Genomic DNA, 19,427 nt, shown 5'->3' on the forward strand with positions numbered 1-19,427 from the left:
CGACGACCCTACGTCCGCGACGCGAATGCGCCCCCGATACGCTCCCCCAAAACACCTAACGCGCCCTCAACTCCCGTGGTAGGAGCGGTATTCGGCGCCGAGAGGCGGGGGCGATTTTCGGCCAAATCGGCTTTCGGAGCACAGGCTTGCGCACGCTCCGTACATGCCCTGCGCACCGCTTCGTGCCGCGCACAGTCCGGGAGGCGGAGTACGCCTCCCGGACCGGTCCGCCGCCCGCGGGGATGTAGGCGGCGGTGTCCCCCAGCCCACTGGATCCAGTACAGCGGGCCGACCCACGCACGATCCATCGAAGCGCTCCCGCGATGGCCGGAGAAGAGCGCACACACGGGCGCACGGCCACACGGCGGGGGCACGTCGCAACCCTGCGTGCAAACCCCGCACTCGCGTACGGACCACAATCCCGCCAACCGGAACAATGCCCCTTAACGCTTGGGATGCGGCGAACTACGCTGGGTTTACGAATGCCGCATGGTTATGCCAGCGCGGCAGCCGTCTGTGTCGAGGGGTGGCGCATGTCCAGGGAGCAACGCGGGCCGAACGAAAAACTCGGCACCGTTCTCGCCCTCGCGGGAATCAGCAACGCAGGACTCGCGCGTCGCGTCAACGATCTTGGCGCTCAACGCGGGTTGACACTTCGCTACGACAAGACGTCGGTGGCGCGCTGGGTGTCGAAGGGAATGGTGCCCCAGGGCGCCGCCCCGCACCTCATCGCGGCCGCCATCGGCCAGAAGCTCGGCCGCCCGGTGCCGCTCCACGAGATCGGCCTGGCGGACGCGGATCCCGCACCGGAAGTGGGCCTCGCCTTCCCCAGGGACGTCGGTCAAGCCGTGCGTTCCGCAACGGAGTTGTACCGCCTGGACCTCGCCGGCCGCCGTGCGGGAAGCGGCGGCATCTGGCAGTCGCTCGCCGGGTCGTTCGCAGTCAGCGCATACGCAACGCCCGCCTCACGCTGGCTGATAACCCCGGCCGACAGTTCGGTGGCGCGCGAGGCCAACTCCTCGGAGGGCGCGAGCGCACCGCTCAAAGTCGGCCACAGCGATGTGCAGAAGCTGCGGGAGGCCGCGGAGGACGCCAGGCGCTGGGACTCCAAGTACGGGGGCGGCGACTGGCGTTCGTCGATGGTGCCGGAATGTCTGCGGGTCGAGGCGGCACCGCTGCTGCTCGGCTCGTACTCCGACGAGGTCGGCAGAGCCCTGTTCGGCGCGAGCGCCGAACTCACGCGTCTCGCCGGGTGGATGGCCTTCGACACCGGTCAACAGGAGGCGGCGCAGCGGTACTACATCCAGGCGCTGCGGCTCGCCCGCGCGGCGGCGGATGTGCCGTTGGGCGGCTATGTGCTGGCGTCGATGTCGTTGCAGGCGACCTATCGCGGCTTCGGCGACGAGGGTGTCGATCTCGCGCAGGCCGCGTTGGAGCGCAACCGGGGGCTCGCGACTGCCCGCACCATGAGCTTCTTCCGGCTTGTCGAGGCGCGGTCCCATGCGAAGGCGGGTGACGCCCAGGCGGCCGGGGCGGCGCTGAAGGCGGCGGAGGGGTGGCTGGAGCGGTCCCGTGACGGCGACAACGATCCGTCCTGGCTCGGGTTCTACTCCTACGACCGGTTCGCCGCGGACGCCGCCGAGTGCTACCGCGACTTGAAGGCGCCTCGTCAGGTGCGGCGGTTCACTGAGCAGGCGTTGTCGAAGCCGACGGAGGAGTTCGTGCGGTCGCATGGTCTCCGGCTCGTTGTCTCGGCGGTTGCCGAGTTGGAGTCGGGGAATCTTGATGCGGCGTGTGAGCAGGGGGTGCGGGCGGTGGAGGTTGCCGGGCGGATCTCGTCGGCCCGTACGACCGAGTATGTGAAGGATCTTCTGCATCGGCTGGAGCCTTATGGGGACGAGCCGCGGGTGGTGGAGCTGCGGGAGAGGGCTCGGCCGTTGTTGATGGCCCCCGCCTAAGGATTTGCCCGGTTTCGGTAGATGCGCGAGTGACGGTTCGTCGTGGCTGGTCGCGCAGTTCCCCGCGCCCCTGGGTTGGCATGCCCTTCCCGGGTTTGAAGGCACTGTCAGTGGCGCAGTGCACTATCGGAGGCGGGAGGTGGTGCACTGTGGTCGGGTACGACTGTGACGTGCTCGTGGTCGGTGGTGGGATCGTCGGGCTGTCCACCGCGTATGCGATCAGCCGTGCCGCACCTGGCACGCGGGTGACCGTGCTGGAGAAGGAGGCGGGCCCGGCTCGCCACCAGACAGGGCGCAACAGCGGGGTGATCCACAGCGGGATCTACTACAAACCCGGGTCGCTCAAGGCGCGGTACGCGGTGCGGGGTGCTGCCGAGATGGTCAAGTTCTGCGCGGAGTACGGCATTCCGCATGCCGTCACCGGCAAGCTGATCGTCGCCACGGAGCGCGCCGAACTGCCTCGCCTGCACGCGCTCGTGCAGCGCGGCCGGGAGAACGGCATCGCGGTGCGGGAGTTGGGCGGCTCCCAGATCGCCGAGTACGAACCGGAGGTGCGCGGCCTGGCCGCCATACAGGTCGCCACGACCGGCATCTGTGACTACACCGAGGTCGCCCGCCACCTGGCCGAGGCCTCCGGCGCGGAGATCCGCTACGGCGCCCGCGTCGCCCACATCGACCGACGCCCCGAGCGCGGGGTCGCCGTCCGCACGGAGTCCCCGACCGGCGGTGACGTGGTTCGCGCGCGCGTGCTGGTGAACTGCGCCGGCCTGCAGTGCGACGAGGTGGCCCGGCTGACCGGTGACGACCCCGGGATGCGGATCGTGCCGTTCCGGGGCGAGTACTACACCCTGACGCGCCCCGAGCTGGTGAAGGGCCTGGTGTACCCGGTCCCCGACCCAGCCTTCCCGTTCCTCGGCGTCCACCTCACCCGCGGCATCGACGGAAGCATCCACGTAGGGCCGAACGCGGTGCCGGCGCTGGCCCGCGAGGGCTACGGCTGGAGCGTCGTGCGACCCCGGGAGATCGCGGCAACGGCAGCGTGGCCCGGGGTGTGGCGGATGGCCCGGCAGCACTGGCGGTACGGAGTGGGGGAGCTGCGGCGGTCCGTGTCCAAGAGCGCGTTCACGAGCGCCGTACAGCGACTGCTCCCGGCCGTGACCCCCGACGACCTGGTGCCTTCGGCGGCCGGCGTCCGCGCGCAGGCGGTCCTGCGGGACGGCACCCTCGTAGACGACTTCCTGATCAAGGAAGGCCCCCGCACGGTCCACGTCCTCAACGCCCCGAGCCCGGCGGCGACCGCGTCTCTGCCGATCGGCAGAGAGGTGGCGAGGCGAGCACTGGCCGTACTGGGCGAGGAGAAACGCCTCCCACTCAAAACCCCGGGAAGGGCAACCCCCTAGGGGCGCGAGGAACTGCGCGACAAGCCACGACGGACCGGCACTCGCGCACCCACCGCACCACGCAGACGACTGGGCGGCGCCACCCGACAACACCCTCCCGTAAAATCGACGCATTGTGACCGACTCCCCCAACACCCGAGCCAAGGGCGAACCCCGCTTCCCCGACGGGCCGCGGCCCGACCCCGCCGGCTCCCACTTCGAACGCCGCATCCGAAGTTTCCAGCCGCGCCGGAGCCGGGTAACCGCAGGCCAAGCCGACGCCCTGGAACGCCTGTGGCCCAAATGGGGCCTGGACATCGACGGCCAACGGAACCTCGACCTCACCGAGCTGTTCGGAAACGACAACCCGGTCGTGTTGGAGATCGGCTTCGGGATGGGCGAAGCCACCGCGCAGATGGCCGCCGACACCCCGGGGACAAACATCCTCGCCGCCGACGTGCACACCCCGGGGCAGGGCAACCTCCTCAACCTCGCCGACCACCACGGCCTGTCCAACATCCGCGTCGCCAACGGGGACGCCATCATCCTGTTGCGCGAGATGCTCGCCCCGGATTCGATCGACGGGCTGCGCGTGTACTTCCCGGACCCCTGGCCCAAGAAGCGGCACCACAAGCGCCGGTTGATCCAGGAGGAGTTCCTCTCCCTCGCCGCGACCCGCCTCAAGCCAGGGGCAACCGTGCACTGCGCGACCGACTGGGAGCCGTACGCCGAACAGATGCTCGAAGTGCTCGACGCGCACCCGGACTTCGAGAACAGCCAACCCGACGGCGGTTTTGCGCCCCGTCCGGACTTCCGGCCGCTGACCCGTTTCGAGGGCCAGGGACTGGACAAGGGACATGTCGTGAACGATCTGCTCTTCCGTCGCGTACCCCACGACGACCAGCACTGACGATCAGCGCTGACGCCAGGCTCCCTCGCGGGCCGTGCCCTTACCTCGTTAGGGTCGATGCCGTGGCCACGTTTTCGCCGTACCCCCCACACCCCGGCCACCCCGCCGGTGGTGTGCCCGGGCACGGGCCGCGCGGCCGCTGGTGGCAGCGGACCTGGGTCCGCAACGGCGCGCTGATCACCCTGCTCACGCTCTCCGGGCTCGTCATCCTCGCGCTCGTCCGCCAACAGACCGGCACGGAGGGCTTCTTGGTGGGCCTCGGGCTCGCCGTACTGCCCGTGCCGCTGCTCGTCGCCGCGTTCCGCTGGCTGGACCGCGTCGACCCCGGCCCCTGGCGGAACCTCCTGTTCTCCTTCGCGTGGGGTGCCTGCGCCGCCGCGCTGATAGCGATCGTCGCCAACAGCTTCGCGACGAGATGGATAGCGACCACGACCGCGGATCCCTCCAGCGCGGACACCCTCGGCGCGACCGTCATAGCCCCGATCGTCGAGGAGTCGGCGAAAGCGGCGGCCGTGCTGCTCGTCTTTCTCTTCCGCAGACGGGACTTCACCGGGATCGTCGACGGGGTGGTGATCGCCGGGGTCACCGCCACCGGCTTCGCGTTCACCGAGAACATCCTCTACCTCGGCACCGCCTTCGGCACCGACCAGCTCACCGGCGACCGCGGCTTCACCTCCGTCACCGCGGCGACCTTCTTCGTGCGCATCGTCATGTCCCCGTTCGCGCACCCCCTGTTCACCGTCCTCACCGGCATCGGCTTCGGCATCGCCGCCCTCTCCCCCGACCGGCACCACGTCCGGCGCGTCCTGGTCCCCCTGACCGGTCTGCTCCTGGCGATGGCCATGCACGCGATGTGGAACGGCTCCTCCACGTTCGGCCAGTACGGCTTCTTCGAGGTCTACGGCGCCTTCATGGTCCCCGCGTTCGGCCTGCTCACCTGGCTCGCGATCTGGACCCGGCAGCGCGAACTGCGCACCGTGCGCGAGGAGTTGCCCGTGTACGTCTTCGCGGGCTGGCTGCCCCCGGCGGAACCCTTCGTGCTCGGCTCGATGAAGGCCCGCCGCCTGGCCCGCCAGTACGCGGGCCACCGTCTCGGCAGACCGGCCGCCCGTTCGGTCGCCCAGTACGAGGCGTACGCGACCACCCTGGCGTTCCTGCGGCACCGGGCCGGACGGGGCCGCGCCGGCGCCGACTTCGCCGTACGGGAAAGGGAGTTGCTGCACGAGCTGTGGCTGCGCCGGGAGGTGGCGCGGCCCGCGCTGGACTTCGCGGCGCGGCGGACGGCGCCGCCGGTGCCGGTGGTGGTGCCGCCGTGGCCGCCGGTGTACGGGTCGTACGGGGCTCCCCTGTACAACCCGTACCGGTCCTGACGGCCCCCCGAAGGCCCTTAGGCCGACGCCTCCGTCAGCTTCGCGATCTCCGCGTCCGTAAGCTCCAGTTCCGCCACGGCCAGCAGCGCGGGCAGTTGGTCGACCGTGCGGGCGGAGGCGATCGGGGCCGCGACCGTCGGCCGGGCGGCGAGCCAGGCCAGGGCGACCGTCGCGACCGGGGCGTCGTGGGCCTGGGCGACCTCGTCCAGGGCGGTCAACACCCGCCGGCCGCGCTCCGATTCGAGGTACTGGGCCGCCCGCCCGGCGCGCGGGCTGTCGACCGTCGTACCGGGGCGGTACTTGCCGGTGAGGAAGCCGGCCGCCAGCGCGAAGTACGGCAGTGCCGAGAGGCCGCCGCGTTCGGCGACGTCCCGCAGTTCGCCCTCGTAGGTGTCGCGGGAGACGAGGTTGTAGTGGGGCTGGATCGCGACGTAGCGCGCGAGGCCCTCGCGATCGGAGAAGTCCAGGGACGCCTGGAGCCGCTCGGGCGAGATGTTGGAGGCGGCGATGTGCCGCACCTTGCCCGCCTTGACCAGGTCGTCGAGCGCGCCGACGATCTCCTCGACCGGCACTTCCTCCTTGTCGAAGTGCGGGTAGTAGAGGTCGATGTAGTCGGTGCCGAGCCGGGTGAGGGAGGCGTCGGCCGCGGCCTTGATGTTGGCGGCGGACAGGCCCGGGTACTCGGGGTGCTGGCTGACCTTGGTGGCGATGACGACGTCGGCGCGGTTGCCGCGGGCCTTGAGCCACTTGCCGATGACGGTCTCGGACTCACCGCCCTTGTTGCCCTCGATCCACGCCGTGTACGAGTCGGCGGTGTCGACGAAGTTGCCCCCGGCGGCGGTGTAGGCGTCCAGCACGGCGAAGGATTCCGCCTCGTCGGCGGTCCAGCCGAAGACGTTGCCGCCGAGGACGAGCGGGAAGACCTCGAGGTCCGAGCGGCCCAGCTTGCGAAGAGAAGTCATGGACAACGTCAACGCCCGCGCCGGAACCGGATATTCCAGACCAGCGCGGGCGGACGGGGCAGCTCGGCTCGGCTCAGGGGTTGAGGCCCTTGCTGCGCAGCCAGGGCGCCGGGTCGCTCGCGGTGGCCGCGCCGTTGAGGTGTACCTCCAGGTGGAGGTGCGGTCCGGTCACGTTGCCGGTGGCGCCCACGCGGCCGATGACGTCACCGGTGGCGACCTTCTGGCCGACGCTGACGTTGATCGAGGACTGGTGGCAGAACCACAGCTCGGTGCCGTCGCTGAGGGTGATGATCGTGCGGTAGCCGTACGCCCCGGCCCAGCCCGCCTCGGTGACCGTGCCGCTGTGGATGGCCTTGATCAGCGTGCCGGTGGGCGCGGCGAAGTCGAGGCCGGTGTGGTAGCCGGAGGACCACATCGAGCCGGCCTGACCGAAGGTGCCGGTGATCGTGTAGGAGACGACCGGCAGCGTGTACTGCTTGGCCAGCGCGGCGAGCTTCGCGGCCTCGACCTTCTTCTTGGCGGCGGCCTCCGCGGCCTTCTTCGCGTCGGCGGCCTTGGCGGCCGCGTCCTTCTCGGCCTTCGCGGCGGCGGCGTCGACCTGCTTGGCGACGGCGGCCTCGGCGGCGGCCTGCGACTTGCCGTCGACCTGGAGCTGCTGGAGCTCGGCCTGCTCCATGATCCGGTTGCGCAGCAGCTCGCCCGCGTCCGAGGTGCCCTTGGCGGTCTCGGTGGTGGTCACACCGACACTGCTGAGCGCGGTCGCGGAACCCTTGGGGGTGCTCGAGGAGTCGTCCAGCAGGTGGCCCACGGAGGGCAGGTCCGGCATGGAGATCGAGACGGGCGGCTTGCCGGTGTTGGCGCTGGCCATCCCGCCCGCGCTCACCGCGGCTATGACACCGACGCCCAGGACGGTGGAGCTGCGGGCGAATCCTCCGCCACCACGCTGCTTGGCGACACGGTGCTTGCCGCGGTTGGGAAGAACGGACTCCGCGCTGGGATTCCACTCCTCCCAGGGGCCCTCGTCGGGGCGGAAGCCGCCGTAGACGAACGGGGCTTCTGGGGCAGCAGAGTTGGACGCCACGTGGGCGTGCTCCTTTCCTTCCTTCTCGCCTACCGGGTTAGCTGACGGGTTCGGAGCAGGAAGGTCTCCTACGCGCGTAAACCTGCCGTGTTCCCACGGCTGTCGACGAGCGATTCACCCCAAGTGGTGGTTCCCCGGTTCCCTTGCGGAATTCGGCGCGTGAGCACGGAGCCGTCTCTTGTGACGGCTGGGACGACCGCGCTGCGTTATCGAACGTTAATAGACCCGGGCACCCGATTCCAAGCTGTTCGGCTTGATCATTAACCTTTCCTTGCTGGACGAACGGCCCACCACCGGCGAAAAACGGGCGAGTTGACCAAGTCTCAGAATTCCCACAGCTATTGACGGTATGTCAGTTGTTATGCGGAGGGCGCTCACCCGATCACGGCCCGTGACAACCGCCGTTCATGCCGGTCATGGATGCCGTACGGCGATCATCGCCATGTCGTCCGTCATCCCGCCCCCGGAGTACCTGCGCACCTCCTTGGCGAGGATGCCGAGCAGCGCCTGGGGACTGCGGAAGGTCCGGCCGGCCAGCCGCTCCCCGGGGTCGTAGAAGACGCCGTGGGAGTCGCGGGCCTCGGACAGGCCGTCGGTGTACAGAAGCAGGGTGGAGCCGCCGGGGAACGCGAACTCCTCGGCCCGGTCGGGCCAGAACCCCAACTCCCCCATTCCGAGCGGCAGTGCGGGCTCCTTGACGAGCAGGGTGTCCACGGTGCCGTCCTCGTGAAGGAGCAGCGGCGGCGGGTGGCCCCGGTCGACGATCCGTACGACGCCGTCGCCGTGCGGGAGTTCGGCGAGGACGGCCGTGGTGAACCCCTCGAACGCGTCGAGCCCGTCACGCCGGGTGCCCTCGCGCGCCAGCGCCCGCTCCAGCCGCTGCGCGACCGCCTCCAGGGTGACCTCCTGCTCGGCGGCCTCCCGGAACGCCCCGATGACCACGGCGACGGCGGCGACCGCGCCCATGCCCTTGCCGCGCACGTCACCGACGACCAGCCGTACGCCGTGCGGGGTGTCCTGCACGGCGTACAGGTCGCCGCCGATGAACGCGCCCTCCTGCGCCGCCTCGTAGCGTGCCGCGATCTCGAACCCGCCGATCCGCTCGGCCGGTTCGGGCAGTACGGCGCGCTGGGCGGCCTCCGCGATCTCGCGCACGGAGGCGAGCTGTTCGCTGCTGCGGCGGACGAGGACGTTGATGAGGACGGCGAGGACGGCGACCGTCGCCACGGTGGCCACCTCGGTGACCGCGTCGGCGTGCAGGACGATGCCGAGCCTGATGTGGATCACCAGGACGACGGCGACGGCGGCCAGGCCGGTGAGCACGGTGCCGCGCCGCGAGTAGAGCGGGGCGGCGACGAGCGGGGCGGCGGTGAAGAACGGGGCCGCGGTGAAGGCCTGCGGGGTGAAGTAGTCGTAGAACGCGCCGACGATCAGCAGCAGCGCGGGCAGGCGGCGGACGACGGCGCGGGTGTTCGAGATCCGCCGTCCCTCGACGGGGCCGAGGCCGGGATCGGGCACGGGATCGCCGGGCAGGCGCCCGCCGGCTCGCACATACGGACCCTCCTCCACGCGTCCAGTTTTTCCCGGTGGGGGGAGCGCTGCGAGCGGGGTGGGCCGATCGAGGAAACCGAGAGAGGGGGGGAGAAACACCAAGGGCCGGAATCCATTTCTGGATTCCGGCCCTTGGCCTTAGTAGCGGGGACAGGATTTGAACCTGCGACCTCTGGGTTATGAGCCCAGCGAGCTACCGAGCTGCTCCACCCCGCGCCGTTGTGATTGCAACTATACGCCATCCGCGGGGTCCGATGTCACACGTGTTTCAGTCGGCCGGGTTCCCGGCGTGCGTGAGGGTCTCCCAGGAGACGAAGAGGTCGTCGCTGCCGGCCGGCCGGGTCGACTCGGCGAGCCGGTGCGCGGAGGGCACCTTCATGCCGAGCCGGTCCTCCAGGTGGTTGAGAGCGACCTCCAGGTCGGGCCCCATGTTCCGGTCGACCTTTCCTCCGCACAGCCAGGCCGGCGCGGCCTCGCCGAGCTGGTAGCGGGCGTGGAAATCGAGGGCGGCGGCAAGCCGGTCCTTGACCTCCTTGTACAGGTCGACGCCCTGGTGCCAGGCGGTCTCGGCGATGTGCGCGGTGGCGGCGAGCGAGTACCCGACGTGCTTGAAGTTGCGGCAGGTCTCCTGGGCGACGCCGTCCTTGAAGGTGGTCTGCTTGAACCAGTACGTCGTCAGCTTCTGCGGGGTGGTGACGGTGGAGCGGGCCGGGGTGAGCGGCACCTTGCCGTCCTTCTCCAGGTAGAAGTAGGCGGGCACGCGGTCGCGGAACCGTGTGACGGCCGCGTCGAAGGCCTTGTGGTCGTCGAGGAAGACGGCGATGCCGATCGCGGCGTCGGTCATCGCGAGGTCCCAGTTGCCGTTGTAGTCCGGCAGGTCCTTCGTCACCTCGGGCTGGTAGGCGGTACGCAGCATGGTCGCGAAGCGCTGGACGCGGTCGGTGGGCCAGCCGGCGCCCGGCGCGTACCGCACGATCTCCGCCGCCCGCACCCACGTCGACCCGGCCCACGCGGTCTGCAGCCCGGCGTCCTCGGAGGTGTGCTCCTTCATCTTCGCCGACCAGTCGTCCATGATCTCCCGCGCCTTGAGCGCGTGGTGCTGCTTCCCGGTGATGCTGAACAGCAGGGCCTGCGTGTACGCCGCGATCGCGTCCTCGCGCTCCTCGACACAGCCGTGCGCGGCCTTGCCGTTCCAGGGGCAGTCGACGTCCGCGTACGGCTTCGCCGTGTACTTGTACGACCCGTACTTGCTGTCCCGCATCCCGAAGTACGCCTTCAGCCAGGGCTGCTTCCCGGCGGTCACGTTCTTCCGTACGGCGTCCAACTGGCCCTTGCTGACCAGGACTCCGGGGTGCGTGAACGCCGCGTCGGCGGGCAGCGCCCTTGCCATGGTCCGGGTGCCGGTGTCCGCCGTCCCGCACGAGGCGAGTAGCCCTACGACCACGGTCGCGCCCAGCACCGCGACTGCCCTCATGTGTCCTACCTCCGCGTTGTCCGCACCGGCTTCCTTGTGAGCGTGGCCCTTCGGGGATTGAGCCGCAGGATTTGATGGGCCGATTGGTCGTGGTGGGGCGGTGTTGGGGTGGGCGTAGCTGGGGGCTGCGCCCCCAGACCCCCATCGGCCCTGAAGGGGCCTCGTCCTCAAACGCCGGACGGGCTGAAAAATGCCGGCCTGAGTCAAGAGGTGCCGGCCGGAACCAAAAAGGCGCAGCCCAGCTCCTCAGCCCAGCAGATGCCCGTTCGGCGCCTTCGCTCGCTCCTCGTACTCCGGCAGGACCACCACCGACACCCCCCGCGCCGCCAACATCCCGCTCCCGTCCGCCCCCTCCACGAACGTGTCCGGCTCGCGCCAAGCGGTCACCACTCGCCGCACCCCCGCGTCGAGGATCAGGCGGGCGCAGGGCTTGGGGCGGGAGGCGCGGTGGGTGCAGGGTTCGAGGCTGGTGTAGACCGTGGCGGTGGGGAGGCGGGGGTCCGCCGGATCCAGCTTGGCCAGGGCCGCCTCCTCCGCGTGGACCACCGGGTCGCCGGACTCCCGGGAGTGGCCTCGGGACAACTCCGTACCGTCCGCCGCGACCACCACCGCGCCGACGCTGAACGCCGTCTCCGAGGGCGGGCAGTCCGCGGCCAGGTCGCAGGCCAGGGCGAGCCAGTGGTGGTCGGCGGCGGAGGGGAGGTCGCCGGTGCCGGGGGCGGTGGGTTCGTAGCGGATGAGGACCACGTCCTCGATGGGGCGGGTCTCCACGAGGCGGAGGCGGCCTGCCTGGTAGGTGCCCGGGCCGAAGAGGCGGGGGGCGTCCGGGGTGCCGACGAAGAGCGGGGACAGGACGAGGTGGAGTTCGTCGGCCAGGCCCTGTTGGAGCAGTTGGGTGTGGATCGTGCCGCCGCCCTCGACCATCAGGCGGTCAACTCCCCTGACGGAGTGGAGGTGTTCGAGCAGTCGGCGCCAGTCGAGTTCGGGGCCGAGGGCCACGATGTCTGCTGCCAGGCCGAGTTGGCGTGCTCGCTCCGCGCCCTTGTCCGTCGTGACGACGAGCTTGTCGCCGCCCGTGTGCCAGAAGTTGGCCGTCGGGTCCAGGTCGCCGGAGCCGCTGACCGTGACCTTGAGGGGGTACTCCGGTTTGCCGGCGGCGACGCGGGCGGCTCGGCGCTCGGGGGAGTTGACCAGGAGGCGGGGGTTGTCCGCGCGGATCGTGCCGGCGCCGATGAGGATCGCGTCCACGGACGCCCTGACCTCGTCGACACGGTCGAAGTCGGCCGGGCTGGAGAGGAGCAGCCGGTCGGGGCCGGTGTCGTCGAGGTAGCCGTCGAGGGAGACGGCGGCGGACAGCAGGACGTGGGGGAAGGACATCGACGCGCTCTCGGCTCGACGGAACAGCGGGGCTTGGAAACGGCGGGGCTTGGTTCAAGTTTGAAACAAACCTACACTGGGGGCATGACGACTCGCTGGCTCAGCACCGAGGAGCAGCGCGCATGGCGCGCGTACATCGCCGCGACGCACCTCCTGGAGGACGCGATCGACCGGCAGCTCCAGCAGGAGGCCGGCATGCCCCACCTGTACTACTCCATCCTGGCCAACCTCTCCGACGTACCGGACCACCGGCTGCGGATGACCGACCTCGCCGAGAAGTCGAAGATCACCCGGAGCCGGCTGACGTACGCCGTGACGCGGCTGGAGAAGGACGGTCTGGTGCGGCGGGAGGGGTGTCCGTCGGACAAGCGGGGCAGTACCGCGGTCCTGACCGACGAGGGCATGGAGGTCCTGGTGCGCACGGCGCCGGGCCATGTCGAGACCGTCCGCGCCGCGATCTTCGACCATCTCACTCCGGAGCAGGTGAGCCAGCTGGAGGAGATCAGTACCGGTATCGCGCGGGCGCTGGAGGCGCCGGAGGACGTGCCGTGGCGCCGCCGCTCCTCACCCTCGTGTTCGTGAGCCGTCGTTCGTGAGCCCGTTGTTCGCAGGTCGCCGTTCGTGACTCGTCACACAAATCTGTTGCTTCAAATTTAAAGCAAGGGTAGTGTCCGTGATCGTGGATGTGCTTCAAAACTGAAGCATCACGCCGAAGCGCATCCGAGCCGATGCCGAACGGACCACGGAGACCCGCATGCCCGACTTCCCCGCCGCCACCCCGCGTGCCCGCGTCCGGGTACCGCTGCGCTTCCAGGACGGCTACGGCGTCGACGCCGAACTCGTCACCTTCCACGGCCTGACCGACGGCCAGGAACATGTCGCGGTCGTCCTCGGCGACCCCGCCCCCGGCACCACCCCGCTGGTCCGGCTGCACTCCGAGTGCCTGACCGGCGACGTCTTCGGCTCCGCCCGCTGCGACTGCGGGCCCCAGCTGCGCGAGGCCGTCGAGCGCATCGCCGACCGCGGCGGTGTCCTGCTCTACCTGCGCCAGGAGGGCCGGGGCATCGGCCTCTACAACAAGCTCGACGCGTACGCCCTCCAGGACCAGGGCCTCGACACCTACGCGGCGAACACCGCGCTGGGCCTGCCCGAGGACGCCCGCGACTACACGGCCGCCGCGCAGATGCTCACCGCCCTCGGGATCACGTCCCTGGACCTGCTCTCCAACAACCCTGACAAGGCGGACCAGTTGCGCGGCCTGGGCATCGACGTCCACGACCGCGTCCCGACCGGTGTGTTCACCACCCCGCACAACGTCCGGTACCTACGCGCGAAGGTGCTGCAGACCCAGCACACGCTGCCGCTGGGCCAGTTGACGGAGCTGCACGCGGGCTGAGCACGGGCTGAGCGGCTCGCGGATGGTGTAGCGGGCTACACCATCCATTCGGGAGAGCACTCCCTCGTACCGGAAGGCCGTCGCCGGAAGGCTTGAGACCACGATCACGCACGCGATCACCACGATCACGCACGCGATCCGGATCTCGACCGACCGCCGACACGGAGGCCTTCCCCAGCCATGGCTACTCTCCTCTATCACTTGGGCCGTGTGGCCTTCCGGTGGCGCTGGTTCGTCACCCTCCTGTGGGTGGCGGTCCTGGGCGCCGTCGGATTCGCCGCCACCAAGGCCCCCGCCGCTCCCGACGACGGCTTCACCATGCCCGGCATCGAGTCGCAGAAGGCGTTCGACCTGCTGGAGCAGCGCTTCCCCGGCACCGCGGCGGACGGCGCGAGCGCCCGGATCGTCTTCGTCGCCCCGAACGGCGAGAAGGTCACCGCGACGGAGAACAGGGCCGCGATCGAGAAGCTGGTGACGGAGGCGGCCGACGGTTCCCAAGTCGCCTCCGCCGTCGACCCGTTCACCGCGAAGGCGGTGAGCAAGGACGCGTCGACGGCGTACTCCACCGTCACCTTCAAGGTGAAGGCCGACGACCTCACCGACTCCGCCAAGACCCATCTGGAGCGGGCCATCGACACGGCCCGGGACGCGGGCCTGACCGTCGAGGTCGGCGGCGACGCGCTCGCCACCCAGCCCGCGGCCGGCGGCAGCGCCGAGGCGATCGGCATCGCGATAGCCGCCGTGGTCCTGCTCATCACCTTCGGCTCACTGGCGGCAGCCGGCCTGCCCCTCCTCACCGCGATCATCGGCGTCGCGATCAGCATGTCCGGGGTCCTCGCCCTGGGCAGCACCTTCGGTCTCTCCGAGACCACCGGCACCCTCGCCACGATGCTCGGCCTCGCCTGCGGCATCGACTACGCCCTCTTCGTCGTCTCCCGCTACCGGGAGGAACGGGCCAAGGGCCACGCGCCCCGCGAAGCGGCCGGACTGGCGGCCGGTACGGCGGGTTCGGCGGTCGTCTTCGCCGGCCTGACCGTCGTCATCGCCCTCGCCGGACTCTCCGTGGTCGGCATCCCGATGCTGACGAAGATGGGCCTGGCGGCGGCCGGTGCGGTCCTCCTCGCCGTCTTCATCTGCCTGACCCTCGTCCCGGCGATCCTCGGCTTCTGGCCGAACGCCGTCCTCTCCCGCCGCGAACGGAAAGGCAAGGCCAAGGCCGGGCGGGGCAACGGCGAGAACGGCGGCAGCCGTTGGGCCCGGATCGTCGTACGCCACCCGGTCCCCGTCCTGCTGCTCGGCGTCGTGGGCCTCGGCGCGATGGCTCTGCCCGCCCTCAACCTCCAGCTCGGCATGCCCGGCGACGAGGCCAAGTCCACCGCCACCACCGAACGCCGCGCCTACGACGACCTCGCCGAAGGCTTCGGCCCCGGCTTCAACGGCCCCCTGACCATCGTCGTGGACGCCAAGAAGGCAGAGGACGCGAAGACCGCCGTAACGACGATCTCGAAGGAGATAGCGGCCACGGACGGAGTGGTCTCCGTCTCACCGGCCCGCTTCAACTCGGCCGGGGACACCGCGGTGTTCTCCGCGACCCCCGCCACCAGCCCCACCGACGAGAGGACCAAGCAGCTCGTCCAGACGATCCGCGACGAACGATCGGGGATCGAGTCGAAGTCCTCCGGCGCGAGCTTCGAGGTCACCGGGACGACCGCGCTGAACATCGACGTGGCGCAGAAGGTCCAGGACGCGCTGATCCCGTACCTGGCACTGGTGGTGGGCCTGGCGATCGTGCTCCTGCTGCTCGTCTTCCGCTCGCTCCTGGTCCCCCTGAAGGCGGCGCTCGGCTTCCTTCTCTCGGTCCTCGCGGCGCTCGGCGCGGTCGTCGCGGTCTTCCAGGAGGGACACCTGGCGTCCTGGCTTGGCGTCGACCAGACCGGCCCGATCATGAGCCTGATGCCGATCTTCCTGGTGGGCATCGTCTTCGGACTGGCCATGGACTACGAGGTGTTCCTCGTCTCCCGGATGCGCGAGGCCTACGTCCACGGGGACGGGCCCGGGCAGGCGATCGTCTCCGGGTTCCGGCACAGCGCCCGGGTGGTCGTGGCGGCCGCGCTGATCATGATGGCGGTGTTCTCGGGCTTCATCGGCGCGGGCGCCTCGATGATCAAGATGATCGGCTTCGGGCTGGCCATCGCGGTGCTGTTCGACGCGTTCGTGGTCCGGATGGCGATCGTGCCGGCCGTCCTCTCCCTGCTCGGCCACAAGGCCTGGTACCTGCCGCGCTGGCTCGACCGGGTCCTCCCCCGCATGGACGTCGAGGGCGAGGCCCTGAGCCACAAGGTCCCGGCACCGGTCACCGACACCCCGGCCGCCCACCTCACACCGGTCCCGTAGGGGACCCCGCCGACCGGGGCCGCCGAGAGCGGTGGCGGCCTCGCGGCGCCGGATTCCGTGGGGACGGGGACCGGCGCAAGTCCCGGGCCCGGCGACGGGGCACTCCCCCCGCCCGTCGCCGGGCCCGTGGACGTCCAACTCCCATGATTTTCAACGGCTTTCAGCAGATTTCGACAGCGAGAGGGCACATCGATGAAGACCTCCGTACAGGCCGGGGTGGCCGGGCTCCTCGCCTGCGGCACGCTGCTCACCGTCGTACTGGTCACCCGCGACGGCGACGGCAGCCATACCGGCGTCGCCTACTCGGCCCCGGCCAAGGGCCCGTACGTGGCCCTCGGCGACTCCTATACCGCCGGTCCCGGCATCACCGACCCCACCGGAACCCCAGCCGGCTGCGACCGCTCCGCCGGCAACTACCCGGCCCTCGTGGCCGCCGAACTCGGCCTCAAGGGAGGGAAGTTCCGCGATGTGAGCTGCAGTGGCGCCACCACCGCCGACCTCACCACCCCCCAGAAGACCGACGACGGCACCAACTCGCCCCAGCTCAAGGCACTTTCGTCCGACACCCGCCTGGTCACCGTCGGCATCGGCGGCAACGACATCGGCTTCAGTTCGATGATCAAGCGGTGCGTGGCGATGGGCGCGCTGTACCGACTGACCGGCAGCGGCAAGTACTTCACCGAGGACGCGCCCTGTGAGCGCGAGTACGTCAACGGCGACTCCGACAAGGTGAAGCAGAAGATCACCACGGCCGGCGACCGGCTCACCCGAGTCCTGCACGAGGTCAGGCGCCGCGCCCCCGAGGCCCGCGTCTACGTCGTCTCGTACCCGGCGATCCTGCCCTCCGACAGCGCCGACTGCGGCCGGGAGATGTCCCTCGCACCGGGCGACGTGACCTTCCTCCGCGAGAAGGAGCAACAGCTCAACACGGTGCTGCGGCAACGGGCTTCGAAGGCCGGGGTCGGCTACGTCGACACGTACACCCCCTCCGCCGACCACAACGCCTGCACGGCGAAGGCCACCCGCTGGATCGAACCGCTCGCACCGGAGAACCCGGCGGCTCCGGTGCACCCGAACGCGCGCGGGGAGCGGGGCATGGCGGACGCGGTGCTGCGGACGATCAAGTCGGCGCTGTGAGAAGTGTCAACCCGCAGGCCCGCAACCTAAGTTGCACCCGTGGACACTGTGAGTCACGGCAACTCCCTAGGCCGTCCCGGTAGTCCCGGCACAGCATGAGGCGACTCGTCCTCAACTGATCCGGAGACTCAGTGGACCCGCGAGACACACGACACTCGACCCCCTCCCCCACCGACGTCGGCCGCCGCGACCTCCTCGCCCGCACGGCAGGCATCACGGCCGGCGCGACCCTGCTCGGCACCCTCACCCCCACCCCGGCATCGGCCACCACCCCCCACACCACCGCAAGCCACGCCATCAGAACCCAGTCCGGCCTGGTCACGGGTGTCCCCGCCGCCCTCCCCGGCGTCACCGTCTACAAGGGCATCCCCTACGCCGCCTCCACCGCCGGCGAGAACCGCTGGCGTGCCCCGCAGCCACCGCCGTCCTGGCAGGGCGTCCGCAAGGCCGACACCTGCGGCGCGGCCTGCCCCCAGCCTGTCACGGGCATAGCCGCCGACAAGGTCCCGCCACTGAGCGAGGACTGCCTCAACCTCAACATCTGGACGGCAGAGGGGAGTTCGCGCGCATCCCGCGCCCTCCGCCCGGTCTTCGTCTGGATCTACGGCGGCCGCAACAGCGCCATGTGGGCCTCGCAGCCGGTGTACGACGGGGCGAACCTGGCGGCCAAGGGCGCGGTCGTGGTGACGTACAACCACCGTGTGGGCGCCTTCGGCAACCTCGCGCATCCGGCGCTGAGTTCGGAGGGCGGGCACGGTGGTTCAGGGAACTGGGGTGTGCAGGACACGGTGGCGGCGCTGCGGTGGATCCGCCGCAACATCGCCGCGTTCGGGGGCGATCCGGAGCGGGTGACGCTGGCGGGCTGGTCGCACGGCTCGTCGTTCGTGAACATCCTGATGATCTCGAAGCTCGCGCGGGGCCTGTTCCACCGGGCCCTCCTGTCGGCCGGTGTGCAGTACACCAAGGACCCGGCACTGGGTCATGTGGCGGGCGGCTACGCGCAGTTGGCGGCGGCGGAGGCCAACGGGACGGCATTCGCGACGTACATGGGCGCGACGTCGCTGTCGGACCTGCGCGCTCTCCCGGCCGACGAGATCGTCACCAAGGTGTACGCGCAGGGCGCCCCGGCGGCGGGCACGAACTTCGGCAACGTCCTGGACGGCTACGTCCTGCCGAAGTCGTACACGGCCGCGATGAAGTCCCGTACCGAGTACGACATCCCGGTCCTCACCGGCAACAACAAGGACGAGAACGGCGCCTCACCGACACTGACGATGACGGTGGCGGCGTACGAGGCCTACGCGACAACCACGTTCGGCGACAAGGCGGCCGATTTCCTCGCCCTCTACCCCGCCACGACGGACGCGGAGGCGGCAGCCCAGTACAACAACTACGCCCGCGACGAGGAACGCGTCTCCACCTTCCTCTGGGGCACACAGTTCCGGACGACGGCCGCCAATCGCAGCCCCGTCCACACCTACTGGTGGACCCACGTCCCCCCGGGCCACGACACCACCAACCCCATCGAGCCGGCGGACGGCGCGGGCGCCTACCACGGCGCCGAGAAGTACTACCTCTTCGGCAACCTCTACGGCACCGACCGCCCCTGGACAGCGGCGGATTACGCGATCGCCGACACGACGTCGTCGTACGTCGCGAACTTCGCGGCAACGGGCAACCCGAACGGGCACGGGCTGCCGCCGTGGCCGGCGTTGCGGACGTCGAAGCCGGTGTCGATGGAGCTGGGCGACCACTTCGCGCCGCTTCCGGCGGCGGATTCGGGGGCCAAGTACGCGTTTTTGAAGGGGTATTTGGAGGGGCAGATGACGGAGTACTGAGGCCGCGCATGCGGGGGGGGCATGGACTCGCTGATACTTCGCCACACGCGACGACCTGGTCACGACACTGATCAACGACGTGTACACCGCGCTGGCCGACACCGTGGACTCCGCCTGGGAGACCGCCCCCGCCCAGGACCCGGCCGCCCGCATCGAGGCGTGGGCCCGCGCGTTCCGCGGCTGGGCCCTGGCCCACCCCGAAGGTTTCCGCCTCATCTACGGCGACCCCGTCCCCGGCTACCGCTCCCCCGAGGGCGGCGCCGCCCCGGACGCCGCCCGCCGTGTCTGCACCGGCATCACCGCGCTGGCGGCCGCGGCCTGGCCGTACGCCGAACACCGCTACGCGGACAGCGACTTCACCTGGTCGGACTTCGACGCGGGCCTCCTCGACAAGGTCCGCCCGGCCTTCCCCGACCTGCCCCCGGCCGCAGTGGCCCTTGCCCTGCGCCTCTGGAGCCGCCTGCACGGCCTGGTCTCACTGGAGATCTACGGCCACCTGCGGAACCAGACACTCAGCCCGGACAAACTCTTCCGCGAGGAACTGACCCAGCTCATCCGGACCTTGGACATCGCCCCGCAGCGGTAGGAGGTATGCACGGG

At 70.3% G+C, this 19,427-nt stretch carries 15 protein-coding genes, 1 tRNA gene and 1 riboswitch; of the genes, 10 read left to right on the forward strand and 6 right to left on the reverse strand.

Annotated elements, in window-relative coordinates:
• The first annotated feature begins 533 nt into the window (after positions 1 to 533).
• From OO70_RS41985 to OO70_RS42000, 4 genes are all read left to right on the forward strand, one after another.
• A complete protein-coding gene (locus tag OO70_RS41985) occupies positions 534 to 1,958 on the forward strand; it encodes a hypothetical protein (protein ID WP_043684096.1) in 1,425 nt (474 codons plus the stop codon).
• A 149-nt stretch (positions 1,959 to 2,107) separates the two neighbouring features.
• Positions 2,108 to 3,358 carry an L-2-hydroxyglutarate oxidase gene (lhgO, locus tag OO70_RS41990; RefSeq protein ID WP_078651764.1) on the forward strand — a complete coding sequence of 417 codons (1,251 nt, stop codon included), beginning with the start codon at positions 2,108 to 2,110 and terminating at the stop codon, positions 3,356 to 3,358.
• A 115-nt stretch (positions 3,359 to 3,473) separates the two neighbouring features.
• Entirely contained in the window at positions 3,474 to 4,247 is a 774-nt protein-coding gene (gene trmB, locus OO70_RS41995; protein ID WP_234337058.1) for a tRNA (guanosine(46)-N7)-methyltransferase TrmB, read from the forward strand.
• Between the two features lie 62 nt (positions 4,248 to 4,309).
• Positions 4,310 to 5,617, forward strand: a complete 1,308-nt coding sequence (locus tag OO70_RS42000; protein WP_043684100.1) for a PrsW family intramembrane metalloprotease — start codon at positions 4,310 to 4,312, stop codon at positions 5,615 to 5,617.
• Positions 5,618 to 5,634: 17 nt separating this feature from the next.
• Here the strand turns inward: OO70_RS42000 and OO70_RS42005 are convergent, their stop codons facing one another.
• The 6 genes from OO70_RS42005 to OO70_RS42030 all read right to left on the reverse strand — a co-directional run bounded on the left by OO70_RS42005 (position 5,635) and on the right by OO70_RS42030 (position 12,062).
• On the reverse strand, positions 5,635 to 6,579 hold the full coding sequence (locus OO70_RS42005) for an aldo/keto reductase (RefSeq protein ID WP_043684102.1): 945 nt from the start codon (positions 6,577 to 6,579) through the stop codon (positions 5,635 to 5,637).
• Positions 6,580 to 6,652: 73 nt separating this feature from the next.
• Positions 6,653 to 7,660, reverse strand: coding sequence for a M23 family metallopeptidase (locus tag OO70_RS42010; protein ID WP_043684104.1), 1,008 nt, complete (start codon positions 7,658 to 7,660; stop codon positions 6,653 to 6,655).
• 11 nt (positions 7,661 to 7,671) lie between these two features.
• Positions 7,672 to 7,828: riboswitch (cyclic di-AMP (ydaO/yuaA leader) on the reverse strand.
• A gap of 246 nt (positions 7,829 to 8,074) precedes the next feature.
• Positions 8,075 to 9,229, reverse strand: coding sequence for a PP2C family protein-serine/threonine phosphatase (locus OO70_RS42015; protein WP_043684106.1), 1,155 nt, complete (start codon positions 9,227 to 9,229; stop codon positions 8,075 to 8,077).
• Positions 9,230 to 9,353: 124 nt separating this feature from the next.
• Positions 9,354 to 9,427: transfer RNA gene (locus OO70_RS42020), tRNA-Met, on the reverse strand.
• Positions 9,428 to 9,479: 52 nt separating this feature from the next.
• On the reverse strand, positions 9,480 to 10,685 hold the full coding sequence (locus OO70_RS42025) for an alginate lyase family protein (protein ID WP_043684109.1): 1,206 nt from the start codon (positions 10,683 to 10,685) through the stop codon (positions 9,480 to 9,482).
• Positions 10,686 to 10,931: 246 nt separating this feature from the next.
• Positions 10,932 to 12,062, reverse strand: coding sequence for a dihydrofolate reductase family protein (locus tag OO70_RS42030; RefSeq protein WP_043684111.1), 1,131 nt, complete (start codon positions 12,060 to 12,062; stop codon positions 10,932 to 10,934).
• Between the two features lie 84 nt (positions 12,063 to 12,146).
• Between OO70_RS42030 and OO70_RS42035 the strand changes: the two genes are divergently transcribed.
• The 6 genes from OO70_RS42035 to OO70_RS42060 all read left to right on the forward strand — a co-directional run bounded on the left by OO70_RS42035 (position 12,147) and on the right by OO70_RS42060 (position 19,413).
• On the forward strand, positions 12,147 to 12,644 hold the full coding sequence (locus OO70_RS42035) for a MarR family winged helix-turn-helix transcriptional regulator (RefSeq protein ID WP_043684113.1): 498 nt from the start codon (positions 12,147 to 12,149) through the stop codon (positions 12,642 to 12,644).
• Positions 12,645 to 12,816: 172 nt separating this feature from the next.
• Complete coding sequence (locus OO70_RS42040) at positions 12,817 to 13,458, forward strand: GTP cyclohydrolase II (protein WP_043684115.1); 642 nt, start codon at positions 12,817 to 12,819, stop codon at positions 13,456 to 13,458.
• A 180-nt stretch (positions 13,459 to 13,638) separates the two neighbouring features.
• Positions 13,639 to 15,852 (forward strand): MMPL family transporter, encoded by a 2,214-nt coding sequence (locus OO70_RS42045; protein WP_043684116.1) that lies wholly within the window; start codon positions 13,639 to 13,641, stop codon positions 15,850 to 15,852.
• Positions 15,853 to 16,044: 192 nt separating this feature from the next.
• Entirely contained in the window at positions 16,045 to 16,989 is a 945-nt protein-coding gene (locus OO70_RS42050) for an SGNH/GDSL hydrolase family protein (protein ID WP_043684118.1), read from the forward strand.
• Positions 16,990 to 17,120: 131 nt separating this feature from the next.
• The gene (locus OO70_RS42055) at positions 17,121 to 18,827 is read left to right on the forward strand and encodes a carboxylesterase/lipase family protein (protein ID WP_078651765.1); all 1,707 of its coding nucleotides are present in this window, start codon (positions 17,121 to 17,123) and stop codon (positions 18,825 to 18,827) included.
• 79 nt (positions 18,828 to 18,906) lie between these two features.
• On the forward strand, positions 18,907 to 19,413 hold the full coding sequence (locus tag OO70_RS42060; protein ID WP_234337059.1) for a TetR-like C-terminal domain-containing protein: 507 nt from the start codon (positions 18,907 to 18,909) through the stop codon (positions 19,411 to 19,413).
• Positions 19,414 to 19,427: the final 14 nt, after the last annotated feature.

The sequence above is a fragment of the Streptomyces xylophagus genome (assembly GCF_000716435.1).
GTDB lineage: Bacteria > Actinomycetota > Actinomycetes > Streptomycetales > Streptomycetaceae > Streptomyces > Streptomyces xylophagus.

Coding starts and splice junctions, on each gene's coding strand:
- OO70_RS42005 (WP_043684102.1), bottom strand. CDS start 6,579: ATGACTTCTCTTCGCAAGCTGGGCCGCTCGGACCTCGAGGTCTTCCCG.
- OO70_RS42030 (WP_043684111.1), bottom strand. CDS start 12,062: ATGTCCTTCCCCCACGTCCTGCTGTCCGCCGCCGTCTCCCTCGACGGC.
- OO70_RS42035 (WP_043684113.1), top strand. CDS start 12,147: ATGACGACTCGCTGGCTCAGCACCGAGGAGCAGCGCGCATGGCGCGCG.
- OO70_RS41985 (WP_043684096.1), top strand. CDS start 534: ATGTCCAGGGAGCAACGCGGGCCGAACGAAAAACTCGGCACCGTTCTC.
- OO70_RS42040 (WP_043684115.1), top strand. CDS start 12,817: ATGCCCGACTTCCCCGCCGCCACCCCGCGTGCCCGCGTCCGGGTACCG.
- OO70_RS42045 (WP_043684116.1), top strand. CDS start 13,639: ATGGCTACTCTCCTCTATCACTTGGGCCGTGTGGCCTTCCGGTGGCGC.
- OO70_RS42050 (WP_043684118.1), top strand. CDS start 16,045: ATGAAGACCTCCGTACAGGCCGGGGTGGCCGGGCTCCTCGCCTGCGGC.
- OO70_RS42025 (WP_043684109.1), bottom strand. CDS start 10,685: ATGAGGGCAGTCGCGGTGCTGGGCGCGACCGTGGTCGTAGGGCTACTC.